Annotated in this window: 9 protein-coding genes; 8 read left to right on the top strand and 1 reads right to left on the bottom strand. The window is 68.5% G+C overall.

Features of this window, described 5'->3' with window-relative positions; genetic code table 11:
- Positions 1-11 precede the first annotated feature (11 nt).
- On the top strand, positions 12-917 hold the full coding sequence (locus AC1RRV_RS05460) for a LysR substrate-binding domain-containing protein (RefSeq protein WP_492858565.1): 906 nt from the start codon (positions 12-14) through the stop codon (positions 915-917).
- A gap of 108 nt (positions 918-1,025) precedes the next feature.
- On the opposite strand, the gene AC1RRV_RS05455 is transcribed toward AC1RRV_RS05460, so the two are convergent.
- On the bottom strand, positions 1,026-1,772 hold the full coding sequence (locus tag AC1RRV_RS05455) for a Crp/Fnr family transcriptional regulator (protein WP_492858564.1): 747 nt from the start codon (positions 1,770-1,772) through the stop codon (positions 1,026-1,028).
- Between the two features lie 36 nt (positions 1,773-1,808).
- On the opposite strand from AC1RRV_RS05455, the gene AC1RRV_RS05450 reads away from it, so the two are divergent.
- From AC1RRV_RS05450 to AC1RRV_RS05420, 7 genes are all read left to right on the top strand, one after another.
- Positions 1,809-3,851, top strand: a complete 2,043-nt coding sequence (locus AC1RRV_RS05450) for a toll/interleukin-1 receptor domain-containing protein (protein WP_492858563.1) — start codon at positions 1,809-1,811, stop codon at positions 3,849-3,851.
- Positions 3,852-3,868: 17 nt separating this feature from the next.
- Positions 3,869-4,276 (top strand): hypothetical protein, encoded by a 408-nt coding sequence (locus tag AC1RRV_RS05445; RefSeq protein WP_492858562.1) that lies wholly within the window; start codon positions 3,869-3,871, stop codon positions 4,274-4,276.
- A gap of 11 nt (positions 4,277-4,287) precedes the next feature.
- Complete coding sequence (locus AC1RRV_RS05440; protein WP_492858663.1) at positions 4,288-6,054, top strand: tetratricopeptide repeat-containing protein; 1,767 nt, start codon at positions 4,288-4,290, stop codon at positions 6,052-6,054.
- 299 nt (positions 6,055-6,353) lie between these two features.
- A complete protein-coding gene (locus AC1RRV_RS05435; RefSeq protein ID WP_492858561.1) occupies positions 6,354-6,575 on the top strand; it encodes a hypothetical protein in 222 nt (73 codons plus the stop codon).
- A 104-nt stretch (positions 6,576-6,679) separates the two neighbouring features.
- Positions 6,680-7,114: a hypothetical protein gene (locus AC1RRV_RS05430; protein ID WP_492858560.1), complete on the top strand. Its 435-nt coding sequence runs from the start codon at positions 6,680-6,682 to the stop codon at positions 7,112-7,114.
- A gap of 113 nt (positions 7,115-7,227) precedes the next feature.
- Positions 7,228-8,604, top strand: a complete 1,377-nt coding sequence (locus tag AC1RRV_RS05425; protein WP_492858559.1) for a glycoside hydrolase family 53 protein — start codon at positions 7,228-7,230, stop codon at positions 8,602-8,604.
- A gap of 135 nt (positions 8,605-8,739) precedes the next feature.
- Positions 8,740-11,379 (top strand): TonB-dependent receptor, encoded by a 2,640-nt coding sequence (locus AC1RRV_RS05420; protein ID WP_492858558.1) that lies wholly within the window; start codon positions 8,740-8,742, stop codon positions 11,377-11,379.
- Positions 11,380-11,406: the final 27 nt, after the last annotated feature.

Below are 11,406 nucleotides of genomic sequence, written 5' to 3'. Positions count from 1 at the left end.
AGGCTTGGCCTATGAACCTGCGAGACCTCCGCTACTTGCTGGCGCTCGCCGAGCACGAGCATTTCGGGCGCGCAGCCAAGGCCTGCGGCGTCAGCCAGCCGACCCTGTCGGTGCAGATCCGCAAGCTGGAGGATCTGATGGGCGTCGTCCTGTTCGAGCGCAGCAGCAAGACGGCCGCCCCGACCAGCGCCTGCCTGCAGCTCATCGACCACGCCCGTCACGCGGTGACCTCCACCGAGGCGATGCTGGCCACCGCCCGTAGTCTGCGCGATCCGCTGGCCGGTGGTTTTCGGCTGGGCATCATCCCGACCTTGGCGCCCTATCTGCTGCCCCTGGTCTTCGCGCCCTTGCGCGAGGCCCTGCCGGCCCTGGAGCTGGAGCCGTGGGAGGACCAGACCTCGGCCTTGCTGGAACGCCTGCGGTCCCGCGAGCTGGACGCCGCCCTGCTGGCCACCGAGCCAGACGGTCCCGATCTGGACAGCCGGCCGCTGTTCGCCGAGCCCTTCCTGGCCGCCCTGCCGCCGGAGCATCCGCTGGCGGCGCGTTCGGTCATCGACGAGACGGAGCTGGCGCGCGACATCCTGGTCCTGGCCGACGGGCACTGCCTGCGAGACCAGACCCTGGAAGCGTGCGGCAACGGCGCGGCCCTAGGAGGAGCGCTGCGGGCCTCCAGCTTGCCCACCCTGCTGAACATGGTGGCGGCCGGCTATGGCACGACCCTGATCCCGGGACTGGCGGCCGGCGCGGCCCAGGACGCCGGCATCGTTCTACGACCGCTGGCGGCCAAGGCGGGGCGGACCGTGCGGATCGTCTGGCGCGCCCACTTCCCCCGCCGGGCCGCTGTCGAGGCCATGGGTGACGTGATCGCCGCGCGGCTCAAGGGGTTCGCCGAAGGCGCGGCGGCCGGCGCGGTCTAGAGCGTGGCAGCCGAAAGTGTGAGCGGTTTCGGCGCCCGCCACGCTCTAAATGTTTGAGATAGAACCTGTTTATCCGTTTCTGATGTTTCCATCAGAAACGGACAGGCTCTAGAGCTCACCGCCGATCCGCTCGACCTCGTCGGCCAGCTTCGCCAGGTCCAGGACCTTCAGGGTGCGACCGCTCTGGCGGATGATGTTGAGGCCCGCCAGGCGGTTCAGCTCGCGGGTGACCGGCTCGCGCTGGCTGCCGACCAGCACGGCCAGTTCGGCATGGGTCGGGCAGGGGTGGATCACCGCCTCATTCGCGTCCCCGGCGGTCGCCGTGGCCATGCGCAGGAGCTCGATATCGACGCGGCAGGCCACCGAGACGGCGGTCAATTCGAACAGCCGGTCGGTCAGGGCGCGGATCAGGCTGGCCATGTCCTCCAGCAGGGCGCGCATGAAGCGTGGCGACTCGTCGAACAGGCGCTGGACCAGCCGCTGGGGCAGGCGGGCCAGTCGGGCGTCCTCCACGGCGACGATATTGACCGAGCGCGGCAAGCCGTCGATGGCCGCGATCTCGCCGAAATATCCGCCCGGCGCGATGCGGCGATAGCCGACCTCGCGGCCTGACCGCGCATACAGATTGGCCAGCAGTACGCCCTCCAGCAGCAGATAGATGCCGCCGTCCTGGTCGCGGCGCTGCAGGATCATCTCGCCCTTGCCGTAGCGCAGGTGCTCGATCTGGGGCGCCAGGGCCTGGACCTCCTCGCGGGACATGTGCCGGAACAGCTTGTTGCCGCGATAGTCTTCTGGCTGTGGCGCGATCGTCGTATGGCTCGAAGCGCGCTGGGGCGATGGTGGAATCACAGTCATCGATTACGCTCCCGCGCTGTCGATTGGGGGCGTTGCATGGATAGCCGACAGCGGTACAGAGCCTTTATCAGCTATAGTCATCGCGACCGCAAAACCGCCGAGTGGCTGCATCGCGCCTTGGAGACCTATCGGGCGCCGCGCGCGCTCGCCAAGGCTGGCGATGACGCCGTTTCGCGCGGCCTGCGCCCGATCTTCCGGGACAAGGCCGAACTCGCCGCCTCGTCGGACCTCAGCGAGGTCATTCGCGACGGGCTCGACCGTTCCGACGCCCTGATCCTGCTCTGCTCGCCGACCGCCGCGGCGTCCCGCTGGGTGAACGAGGAGGCGACCTACTTCCTGAACACGCGGGATCCGGGGCGGGTGATCTGCGTGATCACCCCGGCGACGGCGGCCGAGACGGCGCTGACCGAGATCCTGCCGCCCGCCGTGCTCGCGGCCTTGCCGGAAGGCGTCGAGCCCCTGGCCGTCGACCTGCGGGCCGACGCCGACGGCAAGCGCCTGGCGCGCCTGAAGATCGCCGCTCGCCTGATGGGCGTCAGCCTCGACCAGCTGGTCCAGCGCGACGCCCGCCGCCGCCTGCGGATGATGGCCGCCTTCACCACCGCCGCCGCGGTGGTCACGGTGGGCATGGGCGCGATGACCGTCGCCACCCTCAAGTCCCGCCAGATCGCCCGTGAGCAGCGCGACGAGACCGAGGCTCTCGTGGCCTACATGCTGGGCGATCTACGCGAGCAGCTGGAGCCGGTGGGGCGCCTGGACGTGCTGGACGGGGTCAGCGCCAAGGTGCTGGCCTATTACGCCAAGGCTCGGACCGACAAGCTGGACGACCAGGCCCTGGCCCAGCGCGCCAAGGCCCAGACCCTGCTGGGCACGATCCGCGAGCAGCGCGGCGACCTGAAGGGCGCGCAGGACGCCTTCGGCCAGGCGGCCGCGACCACCCACGCCCTGGTCGAGCGCGATCCCAGGAACGGCGAGCGCATCTTCGACGAGGCCCAGAACGTCTTCTGGCTGGCCTATATGGAATGGCGGCGGGGCGACATCGCCGGGGCCGAGCGCGGCTTCAAGCACTATGGGGCGCTGGCCGACGACCTGGTCCGGCTGGATCCCAATCGCGCCGAATGGCGGATCGAGGTGGCCTACGCCAACAACAACCTCGGCACCCTGATGTTCGAACAGAACCGGCCGGAGCAGGCCCTGGCGGCGTTCCAGGGCGCGCTGAAGGTGTTCGAAGCCGAGCGGGTTCGGGCGCCGACCGACAAGGCGCGCGTCCTCGACACGGCGAACGCCCGCGCCTGGATCGCCGACTGCCTGCTGAAGCTGGGGCGGGTGCGCGAAGCCCATGTCGAGCGCGCGGCGTCGGCCAAGCTGATGGACGAGGCGCTGGTCCGCGATCCCAGTGACAAGCGCCTGGCCGCCAAGAACCTCGCTGCGAACGTGGCCCTGGCGCGTCTTGAGCTGGATGTCGGGCGGATCGACGAGGCCCGGGCGCGGTCGGAAGTCGGCATGCGCCGGCTGCGCGAGCTGGAGGCGCTGGACCCCACCAACGCCCGCTGGCGCGAATATCTGGTGGTCGGCGCGCTGGACGCGGTCGACTTCGCCGCATGGTCCGGCCGTCGAGCGGAGGCCGGCGCGGCGCACGCCAGAGCGACCGCCAAGCTGGCCCAGCTGCGGGTCGGCGACCAGGCCAAGGCCTGGCGCGCCGATATGGACGGACGCCTGGCGCAGCAGGCTATCGTGCTCTCGAGGCTGGACGGTGACGAGGCCAAGGCGCGCCGTCTGGCGCTCGCCCTGCTGGAACAGCTGAAGACGGCGCCCGGGGGCCGTGAGGTCGAGGTCGAGAACGCCGGACTGAAGGCCTTCACCCAACTCGCGGCCGGTCAGCCGGCCGAGGCGGTGTCGACCCTGTCGATGCGCGGCGGCTCGCTGTCGCCCGCCAACCGGGATGTCCTGGCCAGGGCCTATCAAGGGATCGGTCAGAACAACCAGGCCGAGAAGATTGTCGGGGAGCTCAAGAAACAAGGGTATCGGCACCCCGCTTTTCTTGCCTTTTGGCGAGATTCGCCTGCAGGTGGAATTTGACAATCGGGAGGCGTGTAATGACTGAACCTGCACCTGGGAAAGTGGTCGAAATCGTCATCGGTCTGGATGAGCGGTTCAATTTCATGAACTTCCTCAATCCGGATCGGCCCACGCGGCTGACGCTGGACCTGAGCGAACGTTGCGAGCTGGTGTTCACGCTCAGCGACCAGTTGATCAACGCCGGTTGGATGTTCCAGCGGCGGCCGATCGAGATCGCGCGAGACTTCGGCGTGAACTTCTCGAGCTATGTCTGGGTCCCGTATTCGATCGACGGCGGGGATCCCGAGCCGCGGACGCGCTTCAAGATCATCTACGAAGACGCGCGGATGGGCGAGTACACCTACAGCCTGTTCATGATGGACGGACACGGCCAGAAGATCGATCTCGATCCCGATATCGAGAACGGCACGGGTCGCGTTCCCTGATCGCAGCGTCGCTGTTCGACAAGGACCAGGTCGCCGCGCTGATCCGGCGCGGCGAGATCCTTGCCGCCTACGACATCGCGCACGCCGCGCTGGAGGCCGGCGAGACGTCGCGCGAGGTCGCCTATGCCGCCGTGCTTTGCCTGGCGCGGGCCGGCGCCCTGGACTTCGCCCGCGCCGAATATGTCCGTCTGGGCCTGGACCAGGCGGAGGATCATCCGGACGCCATCGCCATGGGCGGGCGGCTCCTGAAGGATGTCGCCCTGGCCGCGCGCGGCGAGCGCCGGACCGCCTTCGCCCGGGCCTCGACCCGGCGCTACGAAACCCTCTTCCAGCGCTTCGGCGGGCTCTACGGGGCGATCAACGCGGCGACCATGACCCTGGTGGCCGGCGACCCCGAAGGCGCGCGGGCGCGGGCCGCCGTGGCCCTGGCCATTCCACCCCCCGCGGGACTGACCGGCGAGGCGGCCTATTACGAGAGCGCCAGCCGGGCCGAGGCCTTGTTTCTGACGGGCGATCTGGAGGCGGCGCGGGCCACCCTCGCGGGCGCCCAGGCCTTCGCGCCCCAGGCCTTCGCCGCGCACGCCTCGACGCTCCGCCAGCTGGAGATGCTGTGCCGGATCACCGGCGTCGACCACGCATGGCTGGCGCCGTTCCGGCCGCCGATCTGCGCCCACTTCACGGGCCACATCATGGACCCGACCAACGAGGGCGCGGCCCTGTCGGCGGCCGCCGGCTGCGACCTTCGCCAACGCATCGACCGGGTCTTGATCGAACAGCGCGTCGGCTTTGGCTATGGCGGGCTGGCGGCCGGGGCCGACATCGTCTTCGCCGAAGCGCTGCTGGCCTCCGGCGCCGAGCTCCACGTCGTCCTGCCGGTCAATCGCGCGTCCTTCGTCGCGGTGTCGGTCGCGCCGTTCGGCGACGACTGGACGGCGCGGTTCGAGCGCTGTCTCGCCCAGGCGACCTCGATCCGCCACGCGTCGCAGGACCCCTATCTCGGCGACGAGCACGTCTTCGCCTATTCCAGCCAGTTCGCCATGGGCTGCGCCGTGTTGCGCGCCCAGACTCTGTCGACCGACGCGATCCAGCTGGCGGTCTGGGACGGCCACGACACCGAGGGACCCGCCGGCGTGGCCGCCGACCTCCGCTACTGGGCGCGGGGCGGACGGCGGCGGACGGTGATCGACGTCCAGCGGCCGCCGCCGGAGCAGTGGCGCAAGACCCCGCCCGCGGACACCAGCCGCCGGGCCATGAAGGCCATGCTGTTCGCCGACGTGAAGGGGTTCGGCGCCCTGCGCGACGACCAGATCCCGGCCTTCGTCGAAACCGTGATGGGCCAGATGGCGCGGACCATCGAGGGGCTCGACGCGCGGCCGCTGCACGTGGAGACCTGGGGCGACGGCCTGTTCCTGGTGTTCGACCAGCCGATTGACGCCGCGCTCGCCGCCCTGGCCCTGCTGGAAGCGCACCGGACGCTGGACCTGCCCGCCTCGGGCTTGCCGCGCGGCCTGGATCTGCGCATCAGCGGCCACTACGGGCCGGTCCATCTGCGCACCAATCCGCTGACCAAGGCTCCGGCCGTTATTGGCGCGCACGTCGTGGTCGCGGCGCGAATCGAGCCGGACGTCGCGCCCGGCTCGGCCTGTGTCAGCGAAGCCCTGGCCGGAGCCCTGGCGACCTTCCACGGCGACCGCGTGCGCTGTGGCTATGTGGGGCGAACCCAGGAACGCAAAGGGTTCGCGGCGACGCCCATCTTCAGCCTGACGCGCGCCTCCTAGACCGAAAAAGCGCGTCGGCGGCGGGCGGTGTGCAAATCCGCACATCGGAAACAGTCATTTTTCTCCACGGTTCAGGTGTCGACCGCACCGGGCAGGGTTCGGACGGCGAAAGTCTCTGTCGACCTTCTCTGGAGGCCTGCTTGACCGACACCGTTTCCGAACGCCGCCAGGCCGCTGGTCGCGCCAACCGACTTGGACCCGACCGACCGCCTGGTCGGGTCCGCCCTTTCAAGAAATCCTTTCTGCCGGGACGCGTCGCCAAGCGCGCGGGTCCGGCTCGCCAAGCCAGGAGCCAAGCCATGCTCTTCGATCAAGCCACCGTCCTCGACGGTTCGCTCACCGCGGCGCCTTCCGCCGCGCCCGCCGATGACGCCGCGGTCCGCCTGCTGCGTCACGTCCTCAAGGTCTGGGCCCGCGAGCAGGGCGTGACCGAGGGCGACGTGACCGGACTGGTCGACGGTGTTCTGGACTTCGCCGCCGCGGCCGCTCTCGACGGTCGCTTCGGCAAGGGGGGCGTCTAGCACGCCGCGCCAGGACCCGGCCGCCCGCCTCCAACCGACGGCCGGGTCCTGAATCCCGCGAGCGCTCGCCCGGGACGGTTACGATCCTTTGGGAGGAGACGTCCGTGCTGAACTTCGTCGAAGGTCCGAACCTCGACCTGGCCCTTGGAGGCCTCCTGGTCATTCTGCTGCTGGCGACCGGCGTGCTCAGCGTCAGGTTGGCCCGCGCCGAGGCGCGCCTGGCCCATATTCGCCACGAAAGCGAAGAGACGGCGCTCGAGCGCGACGGCGTGCTGGTCGAGCTGGTGCGCAGCCATCGGACCGTCGCCCAGCTTGAACAACAAGCCGTCGATCGCGAGCAGAGCCTGCGCGCCAGCCTGGCCCGGTCAGGAGGGCGGCTGGCCGAGGCCAACAGCGAGATCGAGCGGTTCGAGGCGGCCGGCGAGGCGCATGAGGCCCGGATGCGGGCTCTGCTGGCGGCCGATCCCCATGCCGCCGAAAACCGCTTTCAATCGGCCAACAGGATGATCACCGACGCGCTGCGGGGGCAGCGCACCTAGCGACTCTGCCGGCTCGCGCGGCGCGAAACTATCCGCAAGTCCTTGCGTCAATTGTACGACAAATGATACCGCGCTACGGCGCGGCGCGTTGTCGTACGCGCGACGGAGGAAACATGCCCGCCCAGTCCCAACGCTCGAAGGCCCGCGCCTCGTTGATCGCCCTGACGCTGGGGGCGCTGCTGGCGTCGCCGGCTCAGGCAGGGCCCCAAGAGGCGCCCAAGACCTATCTGGGCGTCGACATCTCGTACGCCAACGAGATGGAGGACTGCGGGGCGGTCTATCGCTCGGGCGGCCAGGCCGTGGAGCCCTACGCCTTCTTCAAGTCGGCGGGGGCCAATGTCGCGCGGATCCGGATCTGGAACGATCCCGACTGGACGCCCTATTCGAACCTGAAGGACGTCAAGCGCAGCATCGCCAAGGCCCGCAAGGCCGGGCTCCAGGTGCTGCTGGACTTCCACTATTCCGACGACTGGGCCGACGGCGACAAGCAGATCGCGCCCAAGGCCTGGGTCGGGCTGTCGACGCCGGACCAGGCCAAGGCGCTCTACGATTTCACACGCGGCGCCTTGGCCGAGCTGGACCGCGAGGGGCTGATGCCCGAGCTGGTCCAGGTGGGCAACGAGACCAATGGCGAGATCGCCTCCAGCCTCGCGCGATCCAAGGAGCCGATCGACTGGAACCGCAACGCCCTGCTGTTCAACGCCGGTATCAAGGCCGTGCGTGACGCGGGCGCGACCTCGGCGATCAAGCCACGGGTCATGCTGCACATCGCCCAGCCCGAGAATGTCGAGCCCTGGTTCGCGGCGGCGGCCAAGGCCGGCGTCACCGACTTCGACCTGATCGGGATCAGCTACTACAGCAAGTGGTCCAAGCGCTCGATGGCGCAGCTGGGCCAGACCATCAACCGTCTGCGCCACCTCTATGCGGCCGACGTTCTGGTGGTCGAGACGGCCTATCCGTTCACCAATGACGGGGCTGACGGCTCGCCCAACCTGCTCGGCCCTGACTCTCTAATCGCCGGCTATCCCGCGACGCCGGCCGGCCAGAAGAAGTACCTCACCGACCTCACCCAGCTGGTCTACGCCAATGGCGGGGTCGGGGTTGTCTATTGGGAGCCGGCCTGGCTCTCGACCCAGTGCAAGACCCGCTGGGGCACGGGCTCCAACTGGGAGAACGCGGCCCTGTTCGACTTCAAGGGCTGGGCGCTGGAAGGCGTCGACTGGCTGAAGACGCCCTACGTCATGCCGGTGGAGGTGACCTTCCGCGCGACCGCCCACGGCGAGACCGCGCGCTTCATCGATGGAGACTTCCTGGGCGGCGCCGGGCCGCGCCCGATGCGGCTGGAAAACGGCGCCTGGACCTACCGCACGCGCCTGACGCCCGGGACGCCGGTGACCGCCGCCACGGCGGTCGAAGCGGGGTCCGTCGCCGATGCGCCGGCCAAGTCCGCCACGGTCGGGAAGGGCGCCAGTGTCATTCCTTTGAACTGACAGCGCTTGTCATGTGTGATTGGTATGATAAATAGAACTTATAGCGCCATTGTGAGCGCTTAGGCGTCTACGCACGCCGTCGTCCCGGGCAGTCGCGCCACCAACGAGCGCGGCGCCCGTCTTTAGGGGGAATCCATGACTCGTCATTCGATGTTGCTCGCCGCTGCCAGCGGCCTTGCCCTGACCTTCGCGGCCGGGGCCGTCCATGCTCAAGACGCCGCCCAGGTCGAAGAGGTCGTCGTCACCGGCGTCCGCAAGAGCCTGCGCGACGCCCTGGCCGTGAAGCAGGGCGCCGACAAGGTCGTCGAGGCGATCTCGGCCAAGGACATCGGCGTCCTGCCCGATGTGACCATCGCCGAATCCATCGCCCGCCTGCCGGGCGTCAACGCCACCCGCGACCGCGGCAATGACAGCCAGGCCGTCGTCCGGGGCCTGGGCGCGCGCCTCGTTCTCGGCACGATCAACAACCGCGAAGTCGCCTCCAGCGAGCCCGACCGCAACGTGCGCTGGGAAATCTATCCGTCGGAAGTCGTCTCGGGCGTGCAGGTTTACAAGTCGCAGTCGGCCGACCTGATCGCCGGCGGTGTCGCCGCCACTATCAACATCTCGACGATCGATCCGCTGGACTACAAGGGCCCCGAGTTCGTGCTGCGCGCCGGTCCGGTCTTCTATGACGGCGGCAAGGACATTCCAAACTACAAGACCACCGGCTATCGGGGCTCGGGTTCGTGGGTTCACAAGGTCAATGACGATCTGGCCGTCGTGCTGGGCGTCACCACCCAGCGCCAGAAGAACGGCTACGCCTCGTTCACGGGCTGGGGCTACAACGACTCCAACGCGCGTCCTCCGGCCGGGGCGAGCGACTACAGCAGCGACCTGAACCGCGACGGCAAGGTCGACTACACGCCCTGGGGCGCGCAGATGTCGGCCAGCCGCATCGACCAGAAGCGCACCGGCGTCTCGGGCGGCCTGCAGTACAAGCCGAACGACAATTTCGAGCTGAAGGCCGACGCCCTCTATTCGAAGATCAAGATCACCGAGGTCCAGGACCAGACCGTCTGGGGCGCCAACAACTGGGGCAACTGGAACACCGGCGCGGCTTCGAACATCGGCTGGAACGACGGCACGTACAACGCGACCGGCGCGACCTACACCCTGATCAACAACACCGTCGTGGCCGCCAGGCTTCCTTTCAGCTCGGTGCAGACGGTCCTGGCCAAATACACCGAGGACAAGGACCTGTTCGCCGGCGGCCTGAACGGCAAGTGGACCGGCGACCAGTGGACGGTCGTCGGCGATCTCTCGTACTCGAAGGCCAAGCGGACCAACACCTGGAAGGCCGTGCGCTTCGAGGCCTGGCCGGCCTGGACCACCTTCGACTGGCGCGCGGGCAAGACGCCGACCATCACGACCAGCGAGGAGAGCATCAAGCTCAGCCAGACGGCGGACCTGGCCGGCTCGCACGACGGTCCTGAACGGCTGAACGATGAGTTGAAGGCCGCCGCCCTGGACTTCAGCCGCGACCTCGGCGAGGGCGTGCTCAAGAGCGTGCAGTTCGGCGTTCGCGCCTCCGACCGCACCAAGGACCACGTCCGCTTCAGCTTCGGTCCGTCGGCCACCGGCGCGACGGTCCCGACCAGCCTGCTGACGGCCTACAAGCTGAGCGAAGGCGCCGATGTCCCGGCGCTGCTGACCGGCGACATCGACAAGATCGCGGCCGTCGCCTACGGCGCCAACGCCTTCGCCGTCTCCAAGGCGACCGAGGAACTGACCGGACGCTGGGCCGTCAACGAGAAGGTTTACGAAGGCTACGGCAAGCTGAACTTCGCGGCCGACGGCTTCGGCGGCTCGTGGGTCAGCGGCAATGTCGGCGCCCGCCTCGTCCACACCGAGACCAGCAGCGACGGCATGCAGCAGGACACCGCCAGCGCCTTCAAGGCCGTGACGGTGGACAACGAATATACGGACTTCCTGCCCTCGGCGAACGCCAAGTTCGACTTCGGCGACGGCAAGCTCTTCCGCCTGGGCCTGGCCAAGGTCATCGCCCGTCCGCCGCTGGACGAGCTGCGCGCCAGCCGTTCCTTGGCCAACTGGGCGCCCTGGACGGGCAGCGCCGGCAATCCGAAGCTGAAGCCGTTCGAGGCCTGGCAGCTGGACGCCTCGGCCGAATACTACTTCCGTCCGGAAGCCCTGGTGGCCCTGTCCTACTACTACAAGGACGTGGACTCCTACATCGGCTGGAAGCAGAGCCCGGCGGTGTTCGGCGGCCAGACCTACACGGTCGCCAGCCCGACCAATGGCGGCAGCGGTCACATCCAGGGCGTCGAGCTGACGTTCCAGACGCCGTTCTTCTTCCTGCCGGGACCGCTCAGCAAGTTCGGGATCTACTCGAACTACGCCTATGTGCAGTCGAACCTGAAGGAGTTCTCGCCGGCCAATAATCCGTTGCGGATGACGGGCCTGGCCAAGAACACCGCCACGGTCGACCTCTGGTACGCCAACGGTCCGATCGAGGCGCGCCTGGGCTGGAAGTATCACTCGCCGATGACCGTGATCTACGGCTGGAACGGCGCGGACCTGCAGACCCTGGAGTCCGAGAAGACCCTCGACTTCAGCTCGTCCTACCAGATCAACGAGCGCCTGGGCGTTCGCTTCCAGGTCAACAACCTGACCAATGAAGCGCTGCGGATGTACCGCGACAACGATCCCAACCGGATCGGCCGGTACGATTCCTATGGTCGTCGCTACCTCGTCGACGTGACGCTGAAGTTCTAGTCCGTCTACATTTCGAACTCTGCGCTG

Source organism: Caulobacter sp. GW821-FHT11E10 (assembly GCF_058808375.1).
This window is presented reverse-complemented; position numbering and strand designations above follow the sequence as displayed.

What these genes read in the sequence shown, in the direction of transcription:
- AC1RRV_RS05460 (WP_492858565.1), top strand. Translation starts at nt 12, where the DNA reads ATGAACCTGCGAGACCTCCGCTACTTGCTGGCGCTCGCCGAGCACGAG.
- AC1RRV_RS05455 (WP_492858564.1), bottom strand. Translation starts at nt 1,772, where the DNA reads ATGACTGTGATTCCACCATCGCCCCAGCGCGCTTCGAGCCATACGACG.
- AC1RRV_RS05450 (WP_492858563.1), top strand. Translation starts at nt 1,809, where the DNA reads ATGGATAGCCGACAGCGGTACAGAGCCTTTATCAGCTATAGTCATCGC.
- AC1RRV_RS05445 (WP_492858562.1), top strand. Translation starts at nt 3,869, where the DNA reads ATGACTGAACCTGCACCTGGGAAAGTGGTCGAAATCGTCATCGGTCTG.
- AC1RRV_RS05435 (WP_492858561.1), top strand. Translation starts at nt 6,354, where the DNA reads ATGCTCTTCGATCAAGCCACCGTCCTCGACGGTTCGCTCACCGCGGCG.
- AC1RRV_RS05425 (WP_492858559.1), top strand. Translation starts at nt 7,228, where the DNA reads ATGCCCGCCCAGTCCCAACGCTCGAAGGCCCGCGCCTCGTTGATCGCC.
- AC1RRV_RS05420 (WP_492858558.1), top strand. Translation starts at nt 8,740, where the DNA reads ATGACTCGTCATTCGATGTTGCTCGCCGCTGCCAGCGGCCTTGCCCTG.